This window comes from Paenibacillus sp. J22R3 (assembly GCF_056269305.1).
On record NZ_JBWDNS010000001.1, the window covers coordinates 1,244,280 to 1,268,502 of the forward strand.

The 24,223-nt window shown below is 49.1% G+C and carries 32 protein-coding genes; 3 read left to right on the top strand and 29 right to left on the bottom strand.

Going from position 1 to position 24,223, the window contains the following annotated elements:
- Positions 1 to 16 precede the first annotated feature (16 nt).
- The 6 genes from AC0YN4_RS05600 to AC0YN4_RS05625 are packed head-to-tail and all read right to left on the bottom strand — an operon-like array spanning position 17 to position 3,791.
- A complete protein-coding gene (locus AC0YN4_RS05600; protein ID WP_475835374.1) occupies positions 17 to 460 on the bottom strand; it encodes an N-acetyltransferase family protein in 444 nt (147 codons plus the stop codon).
- Between the two features lie 24 nt (positions 461 to 484).
- Positions 485 to 991: an N-acetyltransferase family protein gene (locus AC0YN4_RS05605; protein ID WP_475779650.1), complete on the bottom strand. Its 507-nt coding sequence runs from the start codon at positions 989 to 991 to the stop codon at positions 485 to 487.
- 31 nt (positions 992 to 1,022) lie between these two features.
- Positions 1,023 to 1,493, bottom strand: a complete 471-nt coding sequence (locus AC0YN4_RS05610) for a GNAT family N-acetyltransferase (RefSeq protein WP_475779649.1) — start codon at positions 1,491 to 1,493, stop codon at positions 1,023 to 1,025.
- Positions 1,490 to 2,236 carry a ferritin-like domain-containing protein gene (locus tag AC0YN4_RS05615; RefSeq protein WP_475779648.1) on the bottom strand — a complete coding sequence of 249 codons (747 nt, stop codon included), beginning with the start codon at positions 2,234 to 2,236 and terminating at the stop codon, positions 1,490 to 1,492. The genes AC0YN4_RS05610 and AC0YN4_RS05615 overlap by 4 nt, the downstream gene beginning before the upstream one ends.
- Entirely contained in the window at positions 2,233 to 2,778 is a 546-nt protein-coding gene (locus tag AC0YN4_RS05620; protein ID WP_475779647.1) for a GrpB family protein, read from the bottom strand. The genes AC0YN4_RS05615 and AC0YN4_RS05620 overlap by 4 nt, the downstream gene beginning before the upstream one ends.
- A complete protein-coding gene (locus AC0YN4_RS05625; RefSeq protein ID WP_475779646.1) occupies positions 2,775 to 3,791 on the bottom strand; it encodes a formylglycine-generating enzyme family protein in 1,017 nt (338 codons plus the stop codon). The genes AC0YN4_RS05620 and AC0YN4_RS05625 overlap by 4 nt, the downstream gene beginning before the upstream one ends.
- 129 nt (positions 3,792 to 3,920) lie before the next feature.
- On the opposite strand from AC0YN4_RS05625, the gene AC0YN4_RS05630 reads away from it, so the two are divergent.
- Positions 3,921 to 5,327, top strand: coding sequence for a sulfatase family protein (locus AC0YN4_RS05630; protein WP_475835375.1), 1,407 nt, complete (start codon positions 3,921 to 3,923; stop codon positions 5,325 to 5,327).
- A gap of 166 nt (positions 5,328 to 5,493) precedes the next feature.
- Positions 5,494 to 5,868: a VOC family protein gene (locus AC0YN4_RS05635; RefSeq protein ID WP_475779644.1), complete on the top strand. Its 375-nt coding sequence runs from the start codon at positions 5,494 to 5,496 to the stop codon at positions 5,866 to 5,868.
- A gap of 17 nt (positions 5,869 to 5,885) precedes the next feature.
- On the opposite strand, the gene fosB is transcribed toward AC0YN4_RS05635, so the two are convergent.
- The 20 genes from fosB to AC0YN4_RS05735 form a co-directional block, all read right to left on the bottom strand.
- Complete coding sequence (gene fosB, locus AC0YN4_RS05640) at positions 5,886 to 6,308, bottom strand: metallothiol transferase FosB (RefSeq protein ID WP_475779643.1); 423 nt, start codon at positions 6,306 to 6,308, stop codon at positions 5,886 to 5,888.
- 17 nt (positions 6,309 to 6,325) lie between these two features.
- A complete protein-coding gene (locus AC0YN4_RS05645) occupies positions 6,326 to 6,913 on the bottom strand; it encodes a hypothetical protein (RefSeq protein ID WP_475779642.1) in 588 nt (195 codons plus the stop codon).
- Positions 6,914 to 6,929: 16 nt separating this feature from the next.
- Positions 6,930 to 7,517 carry a GNAT family N-acetyltransferase gene (locus AC0YN4_RS05650; protein WP_475779641.1) on the bottom strand — a complete coding sequence of 196 codons (588 nt, stop codon included), beginning with the start codon at positions 7,515 to 7,517 and terminating at the stop codon, positions 6,930 to 6,932.
- Positions 7,518 to 7,552: 35 nt separating this feature from the next.
- Entirely contained in the window at positions 7,553 to 8,032 is a 480-nt protein-coding gene (locus tag AC0YN4_RS05655) for an SRPBCC family protein (RefSeq protein ID WP_475779640.1), read from the bottom strand.
- 35 nt (positions 8,033 to 8,067) lie between these two features.
- Positions 8,068 to 8,556 carry an NUDIX domain-containing protein gene (locus tag AC0YN4_RS05660; protein ID WP_475779639.1) on the bottom strand — a complete coding sequence of 163 codons (489 nt, stop codon included), beginning with the start codon at positions 8,554 to 8,556 and terminating at the stop codon, positions 8,068 to 8,070.
- A gap of 19 nt (positions 8,557 to 8,575) precedes the next feature.
- On the bottom strand, positions 8,576 to 9,082 hold the full coding sequence (locus AC0YN4_RS05665) for an N-acetyltransferase family protein (protein ID WP_475779638.1): 507 nt from the start codon (positions 9,080 to 9,082) through the stop codon (positions 8,576 to 8,578).
- A 66-nt stretch (positions 9,083 to 9,148) separates the two neighbouring features.
- The gene (locus tag AC0YN4_RS05670; protein WP_475779637.1) at positions 9,149 to 9,649 is read right to left on the bottom strand and encodes an NUDIX domain-containing protein; all 501 of its coding nucleotides are present in this window, start codon (positions 9,647 to 9,649) and stop codon (positions 9,149 to 9,151) included.
- A 37-nt stretch (positions 9,650 to 9,686) separates the two neighbouring features.
- Positions 9,687 to 10,355 (bottom strand): HAD family hydrolase, encoded by a 669-nt coding sequence (locus tag AC0YN4_RS05675; protein ID WP_475779636.1) that lies wholly within the window; start codon positions 10,353 to 10,355, stop codon positions 9,687 to 9,689.
- Positions 10,356 to 10,370: 15 nt separating this feature from the next.
- Complete coding sequence (locus tag AC0YN4_RS05680) at positions 10,371 to 10,823, bottom strand: NUDIX hydrolase (protein ID WP_475779635.1); 453 nt, start codon at positions 10,821 to 10,823, stop codon at positions 10,371 to 10,373.
- Between the two features lie 37 nt (positions 10,824 to 10,860).
- The gene (locus tag AC0YN4_RS05685) at positions 10,861 to 11,526 is read right to left on the bottom strand and encodes an HAD family hydrolase (RefSeq protein WP_475779634.1); all 666 of its coding nucleotides are present in this window, start codon (positions 11,524 to 11,526) and stop codon (positions 10,861 to 10,863) included.
- A 141-nt stretch (positions 11,527 to 11,667) separates the two neighbouring features.
- Positions 11,668 to 12,099, bottom strand: coding sequence for an NUDIX domain-containing protein (locus tag AC0YN4_RS05690; protein ID WP_475779633.1), 432 nt, complete (start codon positions 12,097 to 12,099; stop codon positions 11,668 to 11,670).
- Between the two features lie 88 nt (positions 12,100 to 12,187).
- Positions 12,188 to 12,604: a hypothetical protein gene (locus AC0YN4_RS05695; protein ID WP_475835376.1), complete on the bottom strand. Its 417-nt coding sequence runs from the start codon at positions 12,602 to 12,604 to the stop codon at positions 12,188 to 12,190.
- 200 nt (positions 12,605 to 12,804) lie between these two features.
- Entirely contained in the window at positions 12,805 to 13,152 is a 348-nt protein-coding gene (locus AC0YN4_RS05700) for a hypothetical protein (protein ID WP_475779631.1), read from the bottom strand.
- A gap of 174 nt (positions 13,153 to 13,326) precedes the next feature.
- On the bottom strand, positions 13,327 to 14,454 hold the full coding sequence (locus AC0YN4_RS05705) for an NADH:flavin oxidoreductase (protein WP_475835377.1): 1,128 nt from the start codon (positions 14,452 to 14,454) through the stop codon (positions 13,327 to 13,329).
- A 32-nt stretch (positions 14,455 to 14,486) separates the two neighbouring features.
- The gene (locus AC0YN4_RS05710; protein ID WP_475835378.1) at positions 14,487 to 14,969 is read right to left on the bottom strand and encodes a tetratricopeptide repeat protein; all 483 of its coding nucleotides are present in this window, start codon (positions 14,967 to 14,969) and stop codon (positions 14,487 to 14,489) included.
- 2 nt (positions 14,970 to 14,971) lie between these two features.
- Positions 14,972 to 15,577, bottom strand: coding sequence for a TVP38/TMEM64 family protein (locus tag AC0YN4_RS05715; protein ID WP_475780100.1), 606 nt, complete (start codon positions 15,575 to 15,577; stop codon positions 14,972 to 14,974).
- 167 nt (positions 15,578 to 15,744) lie between these two features.
- A complete protein-coding gene (locus AC0YN4_RS05720) occupies positions 15,745 to 16,182 on the bottom strand; it encodes a GNAT family N-acetyltransferase (RefSeq protein WP_475779628.1) in 438 nt (145 codons plus the stop codon).
- Between the two features lie 20 nt (positions 16,183 to 16,202).
- Positions 16,203 to 18,608, bottom strand: coding sequence for an RNA polymerase recycling motor HelD (helD, locus tag AC0YN4_RS05725; RefSeq protein WP_475835379.1), 2,406 nt, complete (start codon positions 18,606 to 18,608; stop codon positions 16,203 to 16,205).
- A gap of 264 nt (positions 18,609 to 18,872) precedes the next feature.
- Positions 18,873 to 19,535, bottom strand: a complete 663-nt coding sequence (locus AC0YN4_RS05730; RefSeq protein ID WP_475779627.1) for an FMN-dependent NADH-azoreductase — start codon at positions 19,533 to 19,535, stop codon at positions 18,873 to 18,875.
- Positions 19,536 to 19,790: 255 nt separating this feature from the next.
- A complete protein-coding gene (locus tag AC0YN4_RS05735) occupies positions 19,791 to 20,687 on the bottom strand; it encodes a LysR family transcriptional regulator (RefSeq protein WP_475835380.1) in 897 nt (298 codons plus the stop codon).
- 187 nt (positions 20,688 to 20,874) lie between these two features.
- On the opposite strand from AC0YN4_RS05735, the gene thrC reads away from it, so the two are divergent.
- A complete protein-coding gene (gene thrC / locus AC0YN4_RS05740) occupies positions 20,875 to 22,149 on the top strand; it encodes a threonine synthase (protein WP_475835582.1) in 1,275 nt (424 codons plus the stop codon).
- A 71-nt stretch (positions 22,150 to 22,220) separates the two neighbouring features.
- On the opposite strand, the gene AC0YN4_RS05745 is transcribed toward thrC, so the two are convergent.
- The 3 genes from AC0YN4_RS05745 to AC0YN4_RS05755 all read right to left on the bottom strand — a co-directional run bounded on the left by AC0YN4_RS05745 (position 22,221) and on the right by AC0YN4_RS05755 (position 24,207).
- Positions 22,221 to 22,814 carry a GNAT family N-acetyltransferase gene (locus AC0YN4_RS05745; RefSeq protein WP_475835381.1) on the bottom strand — a complete coding sequence of 198 codons (594 nt, stop codon included), beginning with the start codon at positions 22,812 to 22,814 and terminating at the stop codon, positions 22,221 to 22,223.
- Positions 22,815 to 22,816: 2 nt separating this feature from the next.
- Positions 22,817 to 23,521, bottom strand: a complete 705-nt coding sequence (locus AC0YN4_RS05750; RefSeq protein ID WP_475835382.1) for a methyltransferase domain-containing protein — start codon at positions 23,519 to 23,521, stop codon at positions 22,817 to 22,819.
- A gap of 224 nt (positions 23,522 to 23,745) precedes the next feature.
- On the bottom strand, positions 23,746 to 24,207 hold the full coding sequence (locus AC0YN4_RS05755) for an NUDIX domain-containing protein (RefSeq protein WP_475780097.1): 462 nt from the start codon (positions 24,205 to 24,207) through the stop codon (positions 23,746 to 23,748).
- Positions 24,208 to 24,223: the final 16 nt, after the last annotated feature.

The window sequence follows — 24,223 nt, forward strand, 5'->3', positions numbered from 1 at the left end:
TCCCCCGCAATTTGTTCTACGAACGCTGCAGCTTCTTTGCAAACCGATACCCCGTAATACTGTAGCCCCGCTTCTTGTAAAATTCATGAGCTTCCAATCGTTCTTCCTTAATCCCGCTGTTCAAGTAGATAAAATGCCCGCCTTGCTCCTGCACCCACTGCTCCACATGCGCAAGCAAGGCTCGGCCGACGCCGCGACCCTGGAACTCCTTCTTAGTGACCAGCGAAGATACTTGAGTCTTAATTTCATTGCTGACGTAGCTGAACTGCATCCTCAGACCGACCATCCCGACTACAGTACCTTCAAGCTCCGCCATAAATGTAAAATAATTCGGACTCCCCTCAATATGCGCCATTCGAAGCCTCATATCCTCAAGCGTCGACGGCGATCCCAGATCAGACATCAGCGCGGTAAGCGGCTCCAAATCCGACTCCGACTCATATGGACGTACAATCACCATCCTGATAACCTCCCTTTATCCAAATCAGATCGTATACACCATCAGTTCTTCATCGTAATAGATCCCTCTATACTTAAGCGCTCTGCGCTCCAAGCCGTACACCTCGAAGCCCAGCGACAGATATAAACCTCTCGCCCGCTCGTTCCCCGTAACGACCATGAGATTGATTTGCTCCAGCCCGTCCAACTCACGCCCCCGGTTCAGCAACTCCTGCAGTAACAGACGTCCGACACCTTGCTGGCGTGCGATCGGAGATACATACATCCCCCACACGAAGCCTTTATGCTTCACTTTGACGGACTCTTCCCTCCGAAATCCGACCATGCCGACTAGGTCACCAGATTCCGTGAACGCTCCTAATACATACTGATCCTCGGTCACTTGAATCCGTGCTCTAACCGATTCAATCGGCGTGTCAACCGATGCCTCATACGTCGCTCCGAACGCTTCCGGACTGTCAAGGAGCGCTTCCAGCCGTAATCGCCAGTACAACTCCACGTCTTCAGGTGTAATCGTTTTGACCACGATCATACTTTGCCCTCTCCCTCCTATTGCCATAGACTTATCCGCCTAGCTGTTTGCGATACACTTTCGTGCCGCTCCCATCCATGTAATAACCCTGGCTGAAGTAGCTCCACCCGTATCGCTCGTAATAATCGTCAAGTGTCGTGCTTAAGTAAAGCTGCGTATAACCCTTGCCGACAAGCTCCTCTTCCAGATGCAACATTAGACGACTGCCAAGCCCTTTGCCCCGGTGGCCCGGATCTACATAGAGACAAGCGAGCCAAGGAAACAGGTCCTGCCGGCTAATTAGATCGTTGCGCAGCACGCCGCATATGCCGATAAACTGCTCCTTCTCCTGATCAACGGCTACATAAAATTTCGGCACATCCACATCACCTTGCAGCGCGTGAACGATACAGTCGCGATAAAACACATAATTATGCTCGGTACCCCATTGACGCCAGATATAGGTAATCGCCTCATCGATAAAAGCTTGCGGCTGATCACTCAGCTCCATAATCCGAATCATCCCTCAAACGTCCTCCCCGATTGTGTGATTCCGGCGGCTATGCTGCTTGATAAGCGAAATTCCTTTCGACACGCTGCCAGAAAGTCACGAAATCGGTACCCGCCGGCCCGAAAAACACTTCGATGCTGATGCCAAACCACGACGAGCGTACCTTCAAGAAGCAGACGATGGGCTAGCCTATAGGAGCGATTCATAACTGACAGCCTGCCCTCACCCAGCTTGTAGAGCGTCTCCGATTGAAACTCGACATGCTTCTCCTCATCCTGCAAAATCTGATCGCATAAGTCCCGCAGCATTTTCGACCTCGTGCTTCGCTGAAGTGCAATATAATAGACCTTCGCGATAATTTCAGCGGTGATCAGCACCATGACAGAGAGCTCTAGCCCGGCAAATTGGCGCATTTTGCGAAAGACATGATCTACCCAGTGACCGCGAATTAACGGCAATTGCTGACCTCTCATAAACTGAGCCAGGTCTCTGGCATGACGCTGCTCCTCACGGATGAAAGCAGTAACCGCCTCATAATAATCATGATTCCCGGTTCGCACCGCATAACGCTTCGCCTGATGAATCAGATGTTTGCCTTCGGAGCTCTCGCCGAGCTGAAACTGCTGAATGGATTTCTGAATGCACCCTCGCTCAGCCTCCGTCAGCCGATACGAATCGTCCCAATCAATCGCTCTCAAGTTCTGCTGGTTATGCAGAAAATAATGCCTCCAGACTACAAAATCAACCTTCATCATAGATCCGAATCCCCCGGCTTCCAGCCCATACGTTGACTCCAATCGCTGGCTTTGCGCATGATAGCCCAGATATAAGGATCTTTCTCATCGACGTAGCGCTGCCGATCTTGCGAGAATTGCGCCATCAGGTTCTTTTTCACATTCGCATAGCCGTCTGCTTCATCTTGATGGACTCTCAGGTAATCGCGGAAAAGCAGGGCGAATTGTTCCCCAAAACTGCCCGCTTCTCGGACATGGATATGCGTGCGCCGCATACCTGCTCCTTCTCTGAAATAGCGTTTGGTGAGCTCCGGATTATCCGCTCTGAACTTGTAACCCAGCAGTTCAAAACCATGGCGATACAAGTCCACCGGCTCAAGTGAGCGGACCGAAACTTGAATATCGATTACAGGTTTGGCAGCCAATCCGGGAACCGACGTTGAACCGATATGGTCAATTCGCAGCGCTGTTTCGCCAAGTGCCTCGCGCAGTCGCAGACCAATCTCCTGAAACTCGTTTACCCACTCTGCATCATAAGGAACAACAATGATCGGATCACTCACTGCTGATTGCCTCCCTCGCCTGCAACAACGATGCGAAAACCACAATTGCCGGTAGAGCTGTCCGGTGTATTGGAATTTCGCGCGGCTACCCGGTATCGGTTGCAGTACGATTTGTGACACAAATAGGAGCCCCCGCGCATGGAGCGCGCATGCGTCGGCTTCGAATAATGAGGACTGACCGCCGATGTAACTCGGTGATACTGCGGAGTGAACCAGTCACTGCACCACTCCCACACGTTGCCGGACATGTTATACAGCCCGTAACCGTTCGGCTTATAAGCATGTACAGGCGCGGTTCCATGGTAGCCGTCGCTTGCATTATTTTTGATAGGAAACTTCCCCTGCCAAATGTTGCAGAGATGTTCGGTATCCGGCTTCAGCAAATCCCCCCACGGGTAACGCCTCTGTACGAGACCGCCTCTTGCCGCATACTCCCATTCCGCCTCGGTAGGCAGTCGCCCTCCGCGCCACGAGCAATACGCTGTCGCATCGTTCCAAGACACATGCACAACCGGATGATCCGCACGCTCCAGGATGTTGGAGTCCGGTCCTTCCGGCTGTGCCCAATACGCGCCATTAACCGCCAGCCACCATGGCGTGCCTTGAGGTGAACCAGCCGCCGCTTCACGAACAGCGTCAGTGGCCAGTAGATGAAACACATAAGACCAACCGAACTTCTCCGCTTCCGTCACATAGCCGGTAGCTGTCACAAACTGAGCATACTGCTCATTCGTAACCGCATAACGAGAGATGTAGAATGCATCCAGCTTCACATTTCGGATTGGACCTTCTCCGTCCTGCGCAAAACCTTCCGCATCATCCGTTCCCATCAGAAATTCCCCTCCGGGGATGAGCACCATATTCTCGTTCGCCTGCGATGACGACGCAAGCTCCGGTAATCGTTGTTGTTGATCCGCACTTACGCTGCGCCCGATTGACGCAGTGGATTCCGGAGCCACTATGGAAACATTACCCCTGCTTGCACAGCAGCAGGATTTAAGTTGTTCATCCATCTTTGTCATCTCCTTGCATATCGTAATCGGTCTGCCCGTATCGGCACCGTTGTAGACGCTTCCAAGGGAATATTATACAATACCTTTGAGTCTATCGAAACGTTTCTAAGAGGATAGGAGAGATGAAAATTGACCACGAATACTCCGAAACGACCGAACATTCTGTTCATCATGTCAGATGACCATGCCTCCCACGCCATCAGCGCCTATGGGAGCCAAATCAATGAAACGCCGAATATAGACCGCATCGCGGAAGGCGGCATGCGTTTGGATAATTGCTTCTGCACCAACTCGATTTGCACGCCGAGCCGCGCAGCCATACTAACCGGGCAATACAATCATATGAACGGCGTCAAGACGCTCGCCGACCCACTCGATGGGCGCATGACAACCTTTCCGAAGCTGTTGCAGAAGGCTGGCTACCAAACCGCAATTGTCGGCAAATGGCATCTCGGTCACGGCGGCAACTACGATCCGACCGGCTTCGACTATTGGAGCGTCCTTCCCGACCAAGGAGAGTACCACAATCCCGTCATGATCGAGATGGGCGTGTCCCAGCAAGTTGACGGCTATGTAACTGATATTATTACCGACAAATCATTAGATTGGCTGAAGAACCGGGATAAAGAGCGGCCGTTCATGCTCATGTGCCACCACAAGGCGCCTCATCGTCACTGGGAGCCGGATCAGAAGCATATGCACTTATACGAGGCCATCGACATTCCGGAGCCGGAAACCTTTTACGACGATTATGCCACTCGCTCTCAAGCTGCCGTAAACGCAAAGATGCGCATCGAAGATCTGCATGAACTAGATACCAAAGGCGCACCGCCCGCGGGGCTAACACCGGAGCAGGAAAAGAAGTGGAAATATCAGCGGTACATCAAGGATTACTTACGCTGCATTGCCTCCGTTGACGACAACGTGGGACGTTTGCTCGATTATTTGGATGAAGAAGACGAAACAAACGATACGATTATCATCTACACATCCGACCAAGGCTTCTTCTTGGGTGATCATGGCTGGTTCGATAAACGATTTATGTATGAAGAATCGCTGCGCATGCCATTCCTGATCCGTTATCCTCGGGCCATTCAAGCCGGAACCTCCAGCGACACCATGATCTTGAATGTCGATTTCGCGCCAACCTTCTTGGACTACGCCGCCCACCCGATCCCGGAGACGATGCAAGGCCGCAGCTTCAGATCCGTACTGAACGCCGAAACACCGGCGGACTGGAGAACATCTATGTACTACCGTTATTGGATGCATCTTGACGGTGCACATGAGGTGTACGCCCATTACGGGATGAGAACGCAGCGCTATAAGATTATTTATTACTACGCCGAGGCACTCGGTACAACAGGTTCCCGCGACGAATCGAAGCCGCCGGAATGGGAATTGTTTGATCTTGCCGAGGATCCCTACGAGCTTCGCAACGTATACCATTCTCCGGACTATGAGCAGATTGTTAAATCGCTCACGCTTGAGATGGAACAATTAATGCGCGATGTCGGAGACGAGGCGCTGCACTAGCGTAAGGCCATTCGTTACTATGAAGCTCAGCTCCGCAAGTCGGGGCTGAGCTTTTTTATGCTGGACCGTTTTATCGAATTCCACTATGATTGAGATGATTATTTTTGAAACTAAGTTTCGCAGAATGAAACCATTTTCAAGCTACAACGACAAGGAGGAACCTTCTATGTCCTACCATTACGAAGGCATTGACCATGTTCAGCTTGCAGCACCCGAAGGCTGTGAATCAGCAGCTCGCAGCTTCTACACCGATGTGCTCGGCTGGCCGGAGCTGCCCAAGCCTGAGCCGCTGCGACAGCGCGGCGGCGTATGGTTTCAATGCGGCATCCACCAAGTCCATATCGGGGTGCAGCGTGATTTTGTCCCCGCCACCAAAGCGCATCCGGCCTTCCACGTTCGCGGCATTCATGAATTGCGCAATCATTTGCTCCGCAATCAGATTCATGTCATCGATGATGAGGCGCGGGTAGACGAGGGCGTCACACGATTCTATGTCGTTGATCCTTTCGGCAATCGTCTAGAGTTTCTAGAGTGGCAGTAATCAAGTCACGGGACAGCCTACGTGTAGAACGTCATATGCGGCTTTGTGTTTCGGTAATGCTCCAACCGCTCCTCCAGCGTTCCTGTGTGAAGCTCGAATTTATGTCCGTCCGGGTCGGTGAAATAAATGGATTGACGATCCTCCGCTTCCCTTGACCGGCCCGGCAATATGTTCGCACCAAGCCCTTCCAGCTTCGCAAGCCAAGCATCAAAGTCTGATTCCGCAATCGTAAAGGCCATATGCGTGTACGACTGATGAATCTCATTTCGGGGGATGTCCCGCTCTTCATTTAAAGCAATCCACAAACCGAACAAGTCAAAATAAGCAAGTGAGCGCCCGACCACCAGCAGCTTGGCACCGAACACTTGCTCATAGAAGGAAACGGAACGCTCTAAACTGCTTACAGAGAAACAAAGATGATTTATACGTTCAAGCTGCATAGCTCTCTCTCCAACCTCTAGTTATGTAAACAAGCCATCAATTTATCCACAAGGACATCCTCTCTCAATAAGCAATCCGCATAAGGCATAATCGCAAAATACGAAAATACCTCTTCGTCCCCTAGTGTGCAAGCGTCATACAAAATGCTAATATCGAACGTTTTGCGAATTTCGCAGCCGCTCGCTTGAACAGCAGTGGTCAGTGCTGCATATAGCCTCCGAATGTCAAAAGCATTCTCCAGCGCGAACCTCCCGGCCATGCTGTTCCACCAAGCAAGGAAAGATTGATGGATTTCGTCATAGTGGCGATCATTGTCTTCCTCCTGCACGAACAGCCTCTCGTACACCAGCTCCCGATGCGCTTTGAACATGTTCAGATCATGAAAGGGCACCTCGGCTATACGTGCTGTAGCGGCTTCCGCCCACACCTTCGCAAATTCCCTCTCAAAATCAGCCAAGAACGGAATCTCTCGTTCCGAAAGAAAAGGAAATTTATAGCGCTCATCGCCCTGTCCGCTTCGTTGGTTTAGATACAGATTTTGAATGTACACAAGAAAATTCAAGGTGTAGGCCGTTTCACTTTTCATCGTCAAGGATGGCAACATCCCGCTCCCACCTCACTCAGTCACTTATTCGATATCCCTTCAGATGCTGGAGCAAGATAGGTTCCGCCAATTCAAAATCATTCCGATAGCGGCCGAAGCTCCCCGTTCGTACAAGCTCAAATCCCATGCTGAGATATAATCCGACTGCGGGATAGCTCCATGTTTGCGTATGTAAGTAAACATTCTCGTCGCCTTCTGTTTCGAGCAACCGTTGCAGACACTGACACACAAGCGCCCGACCAAGACCTAATCCTTGATAGCCCGGCTTTACCGACAGCCAGTGCAGAGAAGGGACTCTCTCGTCCCCATCGCCATTCCACCACGCCATGACCGTACCAACGAACTGCCCGTCCGGATTCTGAAGCAGCGTCAACCGCTCCGCAAGCTCCGCCGGATGAATGATATATTCGTTCTGAAAATAAGCCATCGCCGCCGCGGGATCATCGAATTCCCCCACCGAAGTCTCAATTTCGGCCCAAGCCTGCTCAAGGCCAGACGCATAAGGGACAAAAGAATAGCCCGGCGGTAGCACAGCCTCAGCGATCGGCTTACCCGGTGACCGCTTCATAATGATGTTAAAGTAAGGAACCGATTTGTCTAACAAGGTTATATCACCCTCGTTCCGGTTAATCATTCAAGTTACGCTTGAAGCTTCGCCAGCAGCTCGGCAAAACGTTCAAAAAGCTCCTTCGCCCCTGCCTCCATGCCGGATTGAAGCACGCCATCGCGGGCGGCAAGCGACGGGAAAATCGATTGCTCCGTCAGCTTTGTTTTGCCATCTGGGAGCTCTTCGAAAGTCACTACAATAAGCCCGGCTTGACCTGGCATACCTTCAAATTCGAACGTCTGTACAAGGCGCTCAGGTGCAACGCTCTCATGATAAACCCCGCTAAACGCATATTCATTCCCTTTGCTGTCATGCTGTACATATCGCCATACGCCGCCTTTTCGGACATCCATTTGGTCGACAGTCGTAGTTAGGCGTCTTGGCCCCCACCATTCTGCAATCGTATTCGGATCGGTATAAGTCTTGAAAACAAGCTCCCGCGGCGCGTTGAACGTAACGCTCATGAAATACTCCTGTTTACCTGGTTCAGCAATCAATGTCGTTTGAATCATTTTGCCAACAGCTCCTTTTGTAATTGGTCAAGTTATTACCTGTTATTAGCATACCGTTCTAATTGATGGTCTTCAACCAATGCAATGGATCTCTTCGTACGGGCGTATTCGATAATAAGTGTACTCATGTTGGGATACAGCGTAATGGTTTCGAGTTCTTGAAGACTAACCCAGCGAACGCCTACCTGCGTCGGATCGGGGATATCCGGCAATCTTGGCACGGATCCCTCTTGAATCGAGCAGTCAAAAATAAGATTAAGACATGGCGTTACCGAATCATACTCCCCCGACTGTCGATGCGGTGCAAACTCGTACACGAACGCGATCGGACCAATATCGATCTCGATATTGGCTTCTTCGCACAATTCGCGAACCAGCGTTTCCGTTACCGATTCCCCCGGCTCGGCACCTCCGCCGGGAAGATTATAATGGAACCGATCCTTTTGTTCGCTGTATTCAATAAGCAATACATGATCATTTTCGATAATCAAAGCGGTAGGTCTGATTCGAATAGGAAACGACATCTTGCTCTGCACCTTCCCTTTATATGGTTTTCCAACCAATCGCCGATTCCAACAGAAACTGCTCACCAATTTGAATGTCTTTGCTTCCGATCACTTCACCGCCAAGCTTAGTATAGAACTGCAGGGATGGGTTGTCTTTCAATACCCAGAGCATGAGCGAGGAATAAGATCTTGACTTCATCTCGTCCCGAGCAGCGCCGAACAGACGGCTTCCGTAGCCTTGACCCTGTGCTTCTTTCAAGAGATAGATGGCATACACTTCGGCTTCATAGCCCCAATCCGGCTCACGGCTCTTCCCAGCATCGACAAAACCGACAATACGGCCGTTCTCCTCTTCGGCAACGAGCGTAATTTGATCAGGATTGGGATTATTGAATGTCCAAATCCGGTTACGCGTACGACCTTCCAATGTCAACCCTGCCAAATAGGAATCGGAAACCAAACCGGCATAGGTTGTCCGCCAGCTTTCCAGGTGGACCTTGGCGATTCCTTCACAGTCATCAATCGAGGCTTCGCGAATGTTCATTCGACCCACACACCTCTTCGGAAATAAATATACCATTACCAGGTTTGGTAACGGTATTTCGCACAACTAGAAAACAATCGGATCCTGCATTCGTGCCCATTGCATAATAGGCTCTTGTTCATCGTTTAAGGCGATTGTTCCAACCATGACTTCGTCGGATTGACGATGAGCGAAGTAATGCTGCAGCATGAAATGAATGATTGAGGAGGTTCGGAGATTCAGCAATTCCGCCTCTTCAACCCACAACAGTTCGCCTTCCTCAGAAGGCACACATTGCCTGTCGCTTGTCCGTCCAAAATAGACAAACTGCTGCCGAATCTCTCCATCCTTCACGCGCAGCAACACATATCTGAGCTTCAAATCATGGATGTTCAGCTCCGGAATTCCCGACTCCTCCTGAACCTCACGGAGGCAGGCTGTCTTCGGGTCATTAAGCTCACTTGGCTCCAGATGCCCGCCTAACCCCGAATAAAACTCATGCTGATAGAGCCTGCTGCTTGTTTTCTTCATCATTAGAACATGATTGTCATGAAACAAGAACACCGTTGCCATTTGCCTTAGCTCCATGGGGACTTCCTCTCTCGATCATACTATAACCGCGCGCCTACCAAAGTTCATTAACGAGATCTTTCGGGCTTCGTAGTTTACGATAATCACTTTGCACATAAGTGTTGAACCAGAAGGCATGATACACGCGCATTCCCGCTCGAGATGCCCCTTCCAATTCATTCGAGCCACCGTCACCAACGAATACACATTCTTCAGGCTTCACATTCAATCGCTCACAAGCGATCTCATAGATTCTGGCATCCGGCTTGCTGCATTTGACGTCGAAAGAGAACACAACATCATCGAAGAATGCCGATATCGGGGAATCGGGCCAATAGGGCACTTCTTCTTCCGTGCAGTTACTTATTAAGCCGAGCTTGACTGGATGGCTGCGAAGCACCGTCAACAGTTCGATAATTTCATCTTGAATCGCATGGAAGGGGAGCCTCTTCTCTTCTATTCTGGATTGGTACAGATATCGGATAGATTCCTCATTCATCTCCAGGTTTCTGGATAACGCAATATCTCTAAGCACTTCCTCGTACGTATCAAAATGCCCATTCATGCGCTTCTCTTGGCGAAGGCTCCACTCTTTCTTAAAGTCTGCGTTTGAGATGCCGAGTAACGTACTGTAATCATAGTTCCGATTCGACATTCTCTTGCCCTGCTCAAATTCAGTGATTAAGGTTTCGAATAAATCGAAGAAAACAGCTTTAACCGTCACGTCATCGCCTCCAAACTAAGATTGAGCATCTTCTTTGAGCAGTCCTGACAATACCCCAGCTCGACGAATAATAGCAATCCTTTCCTGTCTGCCTTCAATACTCGCTATCATATCGATGGCGGTTTCGAAATTCATGATCACGTAGCCCGTCTTCTCGAACCCTTCGGGCATAGCGACAAACCTCTTCACCTCAACTAAATAATAGATCGTATATCCGCCAGACTCCTTCCAGAACCAGCTGGCAAAAGGAATCCGTCGCTCGGTCAGTTCAATCCCCGCTTCCTCCAGCACTTCCCGATTCAAAGCCTCATCTAAAGACTCATTCGTTTCCAACCTGCCTCCGACGGTTGTCAGCACCTTCTCCTCACGATCCCAAACCATGATCAAGTTGCCATTCTCCATAATGGGTACACAATGTACGCCGCCAATCGGATAATCCGTCGGAAGCTCCGTAATGAACGTCAACATGGTATTGTCCTCCCTGATTGATTAATCAGCGTCCTCCTCACAGAAGCTCAATCAGTTCACTGAGTTGATCAATCGTATGTAATGGTTTGGCTTTCAAATCATCTATCCAGTTATGCTTGCCTCTAATCCATATCGTTCGCATCCCGGCAATTGATGCTCCTTCAATATCATTGATCGGATGGTCTCCGACATAGATGCATTCTTCAGCTGTCACTTGAAGTTTATCGATCGCCATTTGGAAAATTCGCGCATCCGGCTTCTTCACCCCTGCCTCTTCCGACACAAGAATGAACTCAAACGCATCCCGAATGCCCAATTGCTCTATCTTTCCATATTGGACGGCATTTCTCCCATTGGTGATTAACCCTGTTCGATATTTTTCTCTTATGTGAGAGATGACGTCCGTAGCTTGATCCATTAAGATGGCATGTTTGATAAACTCACGTTTATAGTACTCTGCTAAGTCCGCATGGGTGTGCGTATCTTGCCATGGCAGTTCTGCAAGCAGCTCAGCAAATAACACATTTCTGTCCTTGTAGCCATCCAGATCCAGCTCCATCATCCGGTCATAGACGGGCTGAGTCGATTCAAGGTGATTGAAGTAATGACCCAGGAACGCATTCGTAAAATCGCTAAACATTCGGGTTCGATCGAGAATCGTATTATCCAAATCAAAAATAACAGCTTTAATCGAATTCTGCATTGGCGCCTCCCGGATCGTTGTCCAATTGAAACTAATCTATGAAATCAATCTTATCCTTGGGCATCCAGAGACAATGTTGCAAAGTATATAACATTCTAGAAGTTCTACTGGCTAGATGCAGTCTAATGCTGCACAATGCTATTAATACAAAATCTCATACTTATCAATCATCTCTTCTATGAAGACAGCTTTCGTATGTGTGATCGCATCCTTAAGTCGTTGAATGGTGAAGCTGGAGATCGGCCTCGGCAGCGCTTCCAGATCGAAAAATCCATACTGATCAATCTCCGTATTATCTACGCGTATGGTTCCAACATAATGATCTGCCTTAAACGTGTAAATGTATCGGTTCTTATGCGGTTGAAAATAGAGCCCGGACAGCTCCATGTCGCGAACTCTAATATTAGCTTCTTCTTGCAGCTCCCGCTCGGCCGCATGCCATGCGGATTCGCCATCTTCGACCATGCCGCCGGGAATGGACCATTTCTTCTTCCCATACGTTTGACGAACCAGCAGTACTCTGTTCTGCTCATTAATGATAATGATTCCTGAAGCATCCTGACCTTTTGGCATGGAATCCCTCTTTTCGAACTAGATAAGAATCGGAGTTTTATAATCGTTACGGTTGCTCAGCCACGCCTTTAAAACAGATCGTCCCGCCTCACTCCTGCTCCGTCATCAGTATCTCCAGCATTGTCTTAAGCGTACTTCCGTTTACGACTTGCTTCCCATTATTAATCTGTGTACGGCCTTCCGTATATCCGCTAAACTGATCAATCCAGCCTACATTCCCAGAAGTGCCGGCGTGTCGCGTGGTGATGACGAAGTGTTTGCCTAGCTGCTTCGTACTAGTACTCTCTGTTTCCGTAGCAGACTTAAGCTCCATATAAATCTGCCGAATCTCATCCGGATCGGTAACGACTACGGTCTTCCACGCTTTATCAATATCTGCGATTTCCATCACCATTGATTTGGGATAATGCCACCAGCTGTATAACGTCACATTATCTCGATGAAACGTTACTGGATTAAATAGATACAGGGAGTGAATAAGCAGGATGACTGCGAGAAGTGTCAAAACAATAACCGACGCGAGACTACGCATCACTCGCTTAGAACTTATGCCCGAACGCCTTCTCGAATAAGGATCGGGTATGGGATTCAAACTGCGGATTCGACTCATCGTACACCTCGCCTTCCATTGGGAGGAAACCCCATTTCGGTTTATATCCTACCAACGTCTTGATCTGCAATAATGTTTCACTGGGTCTCTCGTCTCTACCAATATCGAATCTTATTCATGCGTGAAAGAACAGCACAAATCAAATAGAGGATGCAGCAAACGCCAAACAAGACATACATACTGGAAGAGAATAACATAAAAATGCTGAACGGGACACTCCAAAGAAACGCAGCGAGCATGAGGATGACCCGAGATTGCAATAATCCAATGCCAAATAAACAAGCGGGCAGAACTAACATCAGAAAGGAATCGGTGGGGTCAACCTTGTTCATCCCCTCGAAGTAAGGGTCTTTCCAAACTAACACCAGCCAAAGCACAGTCGTGAAGATGGATGCGGCATAACCGACGATTTCAATATACGGATTCGTGATCTTGTTCAACACGCTGCTCCACCTCCAGTGGGATCACCTAGTTTATATCTCTATCCTAAACGAAACTCACCAGCTTCGAACTTAATTAATTCTAAAATTTTACTTTTTTATAAAGATGCACACAATTTAGAATAAAAAAAGCAACCCCTCCATTACTTGAAGGGATTGCGTAAGAAGTCATATCGATTAAGATAATGTACGTAATGCATTCGAAGTAAAGGGCAGCAGTTCATCCTTCCTGCCTTCTCTTATTTTCCGCGGCCACTCTGGATCAACAAGAATAGCCCTCCCTACGGCAACTAGATCAAATTCTTCCCGTCCCAAATGCTCAAGCACTTTGTCGATACTTTCATTACCGGAACTTTTCCCTGCAAAGGACCCGAGGAACTCGCCGTCAAGTCCAACAGATCCGACAGTAATCGTCGGTTTTCCGGTTATTTTCTTGACCCATCCGGCCAGATTAAGCTCGGATCCTTCAAACTCCGGTTCCCAGAATCGGCGTGTAGAGCAATGAAACATATCAACGCCGGCTTCAACTAATGGCGCTAAGAACTGTGCAAGCTCATCTGCATTGGCAGCCAATTTATAATTGTAATCCGTAACCTTCCATTGCGAGATGCGCAGACAGATAGGGAAATGAGGACCTACCGCAAGACGACAGGCTGCAATGATTTCAGCCGCGAATCGCGTGCGAGCTACAAGGCTTCCCCCATATTCATCCGTACGCTGATTTGTTTTGTCCCAGAAAAACTGATCGATTAAATATCCGTGGGCGCCATGAATTTCAATTCCATCAAATCCAAGCCTCTTCGCATCAGCAGCTCCCTGGGCAAAAGCCTGAACAATTTCAGTGATCTCCGCTTGCGTCAACGGTTCATTTACTTTAACACCTTCAGCAGTAAGTCCTGACGGACCAACAGGTAATGCATTCACATTAGGAAGATTGCCGATTTGTCGGACAGTACCTTGATGCCACAGCTGTGGAAATATAAGGCCGCCGACATCATGCACAGCTTTGACAACTTGAGCCCAGCCTTGCAGCGCTGCTTCACCGAAGAAACTAGGATAATTGGGACTGCTTGACGCAGCAGGATGATTAATTAGCGTGCCTTCTGTGATGATCAGTCCTACGCCACCTTCAGCTCTGCGACGGTAATAGTCAGCGACATTCTGTCCCGGCACTCCATCAGGAGAGAACCCTCTAGTCATCGGTGCCATCACGATACGATTCGGTAAAGTCAAATTTCCCAGCTTAAGTGGTCTAAATAACACTTCCATGTCTGTTGGTTGGTTAGATGAGTTTGATTGCGTCATGTTAGTCCTCCTTATTATTCAGTGGCACTCGGTTAGTCCAACACTTCATCCAGCTTGCTCGAGTAATAGAGAATAGCTCGCTTATAATCGCGAATACCTGCATCCTCGCTCGTCTCAGCGAGCTCTCGCATCATGATTGCCATTGCCCCGCCGTAATCCTTCAAGTTGTACAGCACCATCGCATAGAAGACGTGAAGCTCTCGGCACTCCGGAAATTCGGCGAGTCCTTGCTCGAAGATCGCTTTAGCCTCCACGTACTGCCCTAACACTCGAAACGTGCTGCCAAGTCCCAGATAAGCGCCTTGTCTGTCTTTGCCAGAGATTCCAAGTGCAAGCGCCTGCTGGTAATAGGGTACGGCTTCTCGTTCGAGCTCCAATACATCATGTGCCCATGCGCACTGATACCATACTTGCGGATCGTCTATGTCCTTCTTCACCAATTTAAGCAGCAGCTGACGCGCCTCTTCTAATTGCCCTGCCTCTCGCAGCACAATAGCTTGATGTAAGTCATTCATCGTCAGGCCCCCCTTGCTTGCCAATACCGAAAAGAACCATAAACCGTGAGCAGAAATAGGACATATATGCCTGCCACAAGCAGCAGCGACTGCCAATCCCCCGAAATGTGATCACCGATGAAAGCAAATATGAGCATCGCCGGTATTTTGCCGAATAAAGTTGCAAGCATGTAGGGCAAGAATGGGAGCGCTGCAACGGCTGCATACAAATTCACTGCCGTTTGCGGCAGAATCGGCATCAGCCTTGCAAGCAGAATGGATCGGAACGGGTGCCGCTCCACCATCGTCGTCCAGCGATCAGTCAGTTTATAACGACGAAGCAGCTCTCGCCCTCGCTCACGAAGGGCGTAACGGAACAAGCCATACATGAAGAGCGCGGCAAGCCATGCACAGAGTAAACTAAGCAGTGCGCCAAGCAAAGGCCCGTACAGAAATCCCATCGTTCCAATGACAACACTGAACGGGACGATGGGTATGCATGCAAGGCCGGTTACAAGCAGCATGATCAACAGAAGCGGCGCATCCCCTTCTTTCATCCAACTCAGAAGCTCGGTTTTGTTATACCAAACAATCGCAATAATTAAAGCATACCCGCCGATAATCAACACGCGCTTCAACGAACCTACACCTGCTTTCTATTCGCGATTATCGCATATTCGATTTGTAGGATGCAAGAAATGGTAATCTGGTTTCAAGTATAAAAAAACACCCATAGAGACACGGCATCAACTGCCGGCTTCTCTATAGGTGTCTTATCTGTCAAATGACTTCCGTATTAGAATACTTTGCGCATATTCACATGCGGGATGTTGGCGTCAAGGAAGGGCTCTTCCGATTCCGTCACATAACCCAGCTTCTGATAAAAGCCTTCAGCTGTACATTGCGCGCCTAATATGGATGAAGTGTAGCCGGACTCGCGAGCATCCTGCTCCATCACTTCGATTAGTTTCTTACCTATACCGTGCCCACGGTAAGGCAGCAGAACGGCAATACGCTGCAGCTTCGCTACGCCTGGCTCATATTCTTTCCATCTTCCGGCTGCGATAGCTTTGCCGTCATCCTTCACGACAAAATGATGACAGGCTTCAGGTGAATCATCGTATTCATCCCGCTCCAAATCCGCAGGCACCTTCTGCTCATCCACAAACACATTGAATCGTACGGCAATCGCTTCTTCTAACAAATCAGTAGTAGTAGCTCGTATATAATCCACGAATAATACCTCTTTCACATTTATAAAGTATGAACCGGCGTGTTGTCAGAAGACCTAGTGCCTGGAACATCGTAGTATTTTGCCGCTTCTTCACTCAGAAACGGACTTCGTGTGCTACCTACAGCAAACAGATGCAGCTCATGCATCGCGCGTGTACACACGGTATAGAACAACCGGCGCTCGCTCTCCCTTGTGTAGCCTGAGGAGGCAGCAGATGCATCATACACCAGAACCGCATCAAACTCCACCCCTTTGGCAAGGTAGGATGGGATGACGACAACGCCAGGTTCGAAGGTCGTTGTTTCTTTTTCAATCAACCTGACCTTACCATCATCACGAAGTGCATCGTAAGCGATTGCGCTTTGCACGGCTGTCTTGCAAATAACGGCAATCGTCTGGTTTCCTTCTGCCACCAGGTCAACGATGCGAGCCTTAAGGCGACGATGCAAATCCTCATAGTCAGCCGCTACCGTTAAAGTCGGCCGATTGCCATCCCGATTGAATGGCTGGATTTCGCTGCCCCCGGGTATGAGCTGGCTGGTAAATTCCACGATGGGACGCGTGGAGCGGTAGCTTCGCTTGAGCACCACCGTTTCCGTTTCTTCCTGCGGATACAGTGCTCCAAGCGCGGCAAAACCTGTACTCTCATCCGATGCTGCATGCGCATTAATCGATTGATTAAGATCACCCAACGCGGTTACACGGCTAAACGGAAACAACCGCTTCAAATACGCAAATTGGAAAGCGGTATAATCCTGCGCCTCATCCACAAGGATATGACGCACTGATGTATTCGTTTGGAATCCACGAATTCGCTCGATAACGTATAAGAACGGCGTGGCATCCTCATAAGCCATGGTCCGATTATGCAGCCGCGATGTCGTTTGCTTACATATTTGAGTCCACTCCTGAGGCAATGACTTGCCAATGGAATCAGACAAATTCGCTGCGAATGCAGGATCACTGAACAGCTTCACATACGCTGCCTTCAAATCGACAAAAGCAAGTTTCCGCACGCGAGCGCGAATTGGCTTAAACTGCTCTTGAACGACATAGTGACCGAGCAGCTCACGTTCCCGGTCGAAATCGTCGAACGTATCTTCTCTGTTTTTACGATTTTGCCGCTTCAAGCTTTGGTGAGCCTTCATATACGTATCTTTATCCAGCAGCTCGACCGCTTCATCCACCCACGTCTCTTCCAGAGCAGCTTGCTGCCGCTCCTTCAATAAACCGAGCAGCCATTCCGCAACGAGGCGAAGCCGATTCGGAATCGCTACAGAGCCATCAATCGCATAGAAGTACTCACTAATCTGATCCGCTGAAACAAGCAGTTCATCTCGAAAAGTAACATCGCGGAACTTCAGCCCCTCGTTCGACAGAACACCTAAATACCGCTCAATTATCGCGACAAAGTCAGTCGATGCTTTGAAGCCAATACCCGCCATCCGGGCCTGATAACCGGCTTCCTGCTCCGCCGTTAGAGCGTACTCCAGCTGTGCGTATGGATTTTCCAGCTTGAACGATTTTCCCATTCGAATCGCTAAGTATTCTTGAAAAGTCGTTTGCTGCATGTTTTCTTCACCAAGCTCAGGCAATACCGTCGAAACGTAGCTGTTGAACATCGGGTTCGGTGAGAACAGCACGATTTGATCGGCGCTCAGTGTTCCACGGAACCGGTACAACAAATAGGCCACGCGCTGCAGCGCTGCAGAAGTCTTACCGCTCCCCGCTGCACCTTGAACGAGCAACAGACGGCTGCGCTCATCACGGATGATTCGATTCTGCTCCCGCTGAATGGTGCCGACGATGCTCTTCATGGCTGCATCCGACTGTTTGCCCAACACCTCTTGCAGCAGCTCGTCACCGATTGTCACACCTGTATCAAATAAGCTGCGAATCTCCCCGTCCCGGATGACAAACTGTCGCTTCAGCTTCAGCTCTCCGTGAACCGTTCCCATGGGCGTCTCCACCTGAGCCGGACCTGGGGGATAATCGTAATAGAGACTCGCAATGGGCGCACGCCAATCATAAATAAGATAATCCTCATCCGCAGCATCACGAAGCGATGCTATGCCGAGGTATACTTGATCAACACCCTCGCCATCCTCTTGAAAATCAATCCGTCCAAAATATGGCGACGACTTCAGCTTCCTCAGCGTCTTAAGCTGCATCGCAGCTTGACGATGCGTCCGTTCACGCTCCGAGAGAACCTCCGCCTGTTGCTTCAAGCTTGCAAAGGATTCCGCCATTTCAACCGAATCTTCGAAGTTGACGGTTACTTCATCCCAGAAGTTTTTGCGAATATCGACCATTTCTTCTCTTGTATCCGCTGTTTGTTGTTCCAGCGTTTCAATCCGCTGCCCGATCTGTTTGACGACCGAGACTACACGATCTTGTTCTGACTTCCATACCGCGTCTTGACTCAACCTAAACCCATCCTCTCTTGAGATAAAATCAACCCGCCGAGTATCAGCAGAGCCGCTGCCGATTTCATCTTCAGCCTGTAGAGAAAGATACGATGCATATCTTACATCACCGAGACGCCGAACTGATCAGTGTCTCTTGTTAGTACTATTATAGAATTAATCAGGTTCCGGCGACAGCCGTATCTTCTTATATGTATACACAAGAACTCCCTTCACTACAAGTGCTCTGAAATCTGCACCTGTAGCGGAAGGAGTTCGGGTTTGTTATTTCCCTGCGCCTGTTGTTTGCTTGCCGAATACTTTGGCTTCCTTCTGCGCCTCTGCGATCGCCTTCTCCTTAATGGAGGCAGCCTGATCGGGCTTTGCGGCCATGCCTTCAACGAAGATGCCTTTGAAATCCGTAATGCCGATGAACTGCATAATCTTGGACAAATGTCTATGCCCGCTTTCGAAATCCATAGCCGGACCTTCCGTATATATACCACCGCTAGCCTGTATATGAATAGCTGATCTGTCCGGCAGGAGACCAACAGGACCTTCCGCCGTATATTTGAATGTCTTGCCCGCAACGCAGATCGCATCAATATAAGACTTCATAATTGGCGGGTAAGAGAAGTTCCACATCGGCGTGACGAACACATACTTGTCCGCCCCAACAAACTGATCTGACAATTCGCCCAGCCGTGCTACCTTCTGCTGCTCCTCCGAACTCAGTTTATCAAAGCTGCTCCCGCCCCCAAGCTTGCCCCAACCACTGAACACATCAGCATCGATATTGGGGATTTGGGTGTTGTACAGATCCAAATGTTCAACCTCGTCTTGCGGGTGAGATTCTTTGTAGGAATCGATAAATGCTTTGCCGACAGCCATACTATACGAAGCCTGGTGATCATGAGGATGAGCAGTAATATACAGGAGCTTTGCCATAAGGTAGTGATCCCTCGCCTCTTCGTTAGATTGACGAACACGCTGATTAGAGTGTGCCGGCTGGGGACGAACGATGTATGGCAAATCGCCGCATGTCAGTAAGTTTTATTGGATACAATGTCAAAAAGTACGTGAGTCTTACGGTCAACTAACGTGGACTCCTCGTTATGCAAGTACATAACGGAACGTTAAATGGAGCAAATTAAATTCATCCTCGCACATGATGGTCCGCATTCCATCGACAAACGACTTCGATCAGACCATCACCTCCACTTGCTTCATAATCACATGGATAAAATGCTGTGCAGCAGGCGGCGGCGCTTCCCCTTCCCTCGTATATAGCACGATGGGATTGCGCAGGTCCACGCCTTCCACTTCAACTCGGGCCAGCTCGCCGCGCATGACGGCTCGTTTTGCTTCAAGCGAAGATACGAATGATACGCCAAGTCCGGCCGCAGCGGCATGAAGTGATTCATGTACACCGTTCACCTGCAAGGCAGCTCTAGGCAAGTTCGTTCCTTGAACGCGGCATAATGAGAGTAGTCTATCGCGCGCTGCACTGCCGGGTTCGCGCATAATGAATGGCTCTTCCATCAGTGTTGCACAAGCTATTCGCTTCCCCGCATAACGGTGATGCGCTGCTACGACAAACCAGAGCTCATCCTCCAGCAGCAGCTTCCGCTCCAGTCCTGGGCGAGACTCTCCCCCGCCACCAATTACAGCGATATCGGCTTTATAATGCTGAAGTGCACCAAGGGCATCGCTTGCGTTCAGCGTCTGCATGGTGACTTGGACAGCTGGGCATTCGGCTCTGAAGGAAACCAATTGTTCGGGAAGCAGAAAGTTCGCAGGCAAAGAGGTTGCCGCAATGCGAAGCTCCCCTGCTTCACCGGAGCAGTAAAGGTCGAGATCGCGCATGATCTCATTCTGAAGCGCGAATACCTTAGCCGCGTGTTTTGCCAGACGCTCGCCTGCTTCGGTGAGCAAAATCCCTCTTCCTTTAGGCGCTAACAGCGTGAGTCCAATTTCTGCTGCCATATTGCGCACATGAGCGGTAACCGCTGGCTGGCTGATACGAAGAATTTCAGCCGCCCTCGTAACGCTGCCCGAAGCAGCGACATGGTGAAAGACAATAAGTCCATACAGGTTCATCGTTTCGTTGGAGCCTCCCTATTGAGACAGAGCTAACCTAAGCCTATATATATATATCATAACTATTAATTATGATTACCATAAAACTCTGTATTGGAATTATTAATCATTCCAATTTATTGTATGAAGTATGAAGCGGCTTCACAAGCGAACAAACATTAAAGAACAGCTAAAGGGAGGCAGGATGATGCAGGGAGCTTGTATAGCATGTAGTGCCCAGGTGATGCTGGATCGTAAACCGTTGCATTATCATTGTGAGTTATGCGGGGGATTACTGCGAATCGTTCATGATTTCAGTCAGGTGGATTCTGCGCGATTGAAGCGAAAATTCGATAAGCGGCGCGGGATGCGGAACTGTACTGCGGCCAGCGGCGTGTGGCGGTATAAGGAGCTCATTGCTCCGGAGCTGCCGAACACCGCAATTGTGACCAGAAACGAAGGTAATACAGGGTTGTACGAACCAACATCGGTAAGGGAGTTTGCCGGTATTCGCCGTCTGTACTTGAAGGCTCAAAGCGAGAATCCGAGCGGCTCCTTCAAAGACAATGGCATGACCGTTGCCGTGTCGCATGGCAAGTGGCTCGGCTATTCTACCTTCGCCTGCACCTCAACTGGGAACACTTCATCGTCACTAGCTATGTATGCAGCTGCGGCTGGCAAGCAGGCGATGGTTCTTGTTCCAAGCAATGAGGTGTCACCCAATAAAGTGTTGCAAACCCTGGCGTATGGGGCAACGGTGAATACGTTCAGCGGTACCTATGACGATGGGATTGAGTGGTTAAGCAACAACGCTGATCTGCAAAGCATGTATGTGTGCAATTCCATTAACCCCTTGCGAATTGAAGGTCAGAAAAGCATTATTTTCGAGCTCGCCCATGATCTTGATTGGAAACTGCCTGAATGGATCATCCTGCCGGGAGGCGCACTCAGCAACGCAGCCGCACTTGGACAAGGATTACATGATCTCTATACACTAGGGTTCATTGATAAGTTACCCAAAGTAGCCGTCATTCAAGCAGTAGGTGCCAGCCCCTTCCACCGCATGGCAGCAGCCTCCCTTCGGACGATCACACCGGAGCTGAAGCCTTCGACGCGGGCGTCTGCGCTAAATATCGGCAATCCGCCTAGCTGGCTCAAAGCGCTGCGTATGCTCGATATGACAGAGGGCGTAACCGCAGCTGTCAGTGACGCGGAGATCATGGCGGCCAAAGCCCACATCGATCGCAGCGGCATTGGCTGCGAACCGGCTTCCGCCGCGGCCGTTGCCGGGCTGCGCAAGCTTGTTCGTGAAGGAGTCATCGCGCCAGAAGAATCGGCGGCATGCATCCTCACCGGCAGCATGCTCAAGGATACCGATGCCATCAGCGAATACCATATCGACGGGAAGCTGAGCGCCCCGCACCTTCGAAACGGGATCCGCTCCGTTTCACTTGGCCGCGGCGGCGATGGCCTAGTGGTGTAGACAAACAGGCTGAGCGGCAATCTCAGCTCAGCCTCATAACCCCAACATTCAAAACGACTACATTCAAAATTTTAACGGTTGTGACAGCAGTTATTTTGCATAAAAGACCAATCCTGCTTATTTAGCGTGTAAGTATTGAATCGCTCATCTTCGATTTCAACGATACCCTGATAGGTGAATCCACATTTAAGGATGACTTTATTCGAAGGTTCATTTCGCAGAAGCGCTAGTGCATTCAACACCTCTACATCGGTTTGCTCAAATAAGTACTCGATTAACCCTCGTGCTGCCTGCGTCGTATACCCCTTACCCCGATGATCCTTCGATATCGCATACATAATCTCTCTGTTAGGTACGGGCAGTTCATCCTTAATTCCCGTGCAGCACCAGCCGATAAGCTCCCCCGATTCTTTATGAATAATGCCCAAACGCAGGCGCAATTCACCGATGTCCCCATCTTCGTCTGATACAGCACGTAGAAATGCGATGTTCTCTGGCAGCTCGTAGTTGATAAACCAATCTTCCCGCTGTTCTCGAGGTGCATTCCAGCCTGGCAGGAACTCATAGATCTCCGGCTGCCAAGTCAGCGAATGAAACGACTCCAAATCTTCAGCTATAAATTCTCTTAATAAAACGTCCTTACAATCAATCGTAAATAAGTTCATTATTAGACTCCCGCAGCTTGAATAATCAGCATTTGATTGGCATTGCGTTGAAACTCGTAGCTTGTATCTTGAATCTCATAGCTCCAGTCCATCTCTTGTATATAACTCAGCAGCTCGTCAACAAATTCAGATCGTTCACTGGTTTGATCAACGAGTGGGAATATACGAATTTCTCTTCTTGTTACCCTCATAAGCTCGGCAAGTGTAGCTTTGTGGAAGCTGAGATCCAATCGATCTGCATACATAAATAAGAAATGCGCCGATAACGTCAAATCGAATTGCTTATCTGCAAACGGTAATTGAGGTAATGTTGCAGCAACATAACGTTGTGAATTTGCAATCATATCGGTCGTGCAGTCTACTAAAGCTTTCGATCTTGTAGCATGCAGCTCGTCCGTAGACTCGAAATAGTCCCACTTGTAATTTTGTTTCACTTTCTCAATGTGCGCGATTCCGTGTTCCAGATCTTGAAGCCCTTTCTCTTTAAGCGATTGGACTGGATGATAATAGGCAATATCTGCAGCTGTAACGTCTCCACCGAGCTGATTAGCAATCGCAGTAAACGAGCACGCGCCGGACGGACAATCCAATATCTTATTATCCATTAGTTCTTCCTTCGAAAGGTTGAAGATATCGCTATATTCTTCAAACGTTCTTCCAATGAAAATAATGCGTTCAAGATCGAGTCCTACATTTGTGTTCGACATGGCGGATTCACTCGCTTTCTTCGCGCTTTATTAGCGCTTACTCTGTATTTGATTTAATTTGTTGATGGTCCATCCCGTTAGAAAAGAGAGTTGAAGAGAAACGATGATCCCAATAATAATCATAAGTCCTTCGTCACCTGAAAATTGAAAGCTTACTGCAAGTATCATGAACAAAATGACAGTAATCACAACGGAAAGGAGAAAATAACCGAATGTATAGGATTTCATTTTCCGAACCCTAAGCCATAATTCTTGATCGTCTGCCCTATGGTTTCATCGCTTTTCTCATCCCATACGAAGCTTAATTCGAACGTCCCCGGTTCAAAGAACAACGGAAATCTTCGCTTGAACCAATCCTGCATAGGCAGCTTCAGCGCTTCATCAATTTCCACCCACATCAGCTCCCCTTCCGGTGGATTTCTGAGCAGCTCCCCCTCATACGAAGTGGCCAAATAATTAAACACCATATACCGTAAGCCTTGATCAGGTTCGCAAAACTCATCCAGCCCTTTATAGATGATCTCTTTTATGATCAAACCCGTCTCTTCTCTCACTTCTCGTATTGCCCCATCAACGATACTTTCCGGAAAATCAACCTTGCCTCCAGGAGCTATGTAGCCAGGAAATCCGCGTTTATCGGGTCGATTCATTAAAAGCACTTTCGTTCCGTTCTGCACCATACACATCGTATAGATTTTGTGT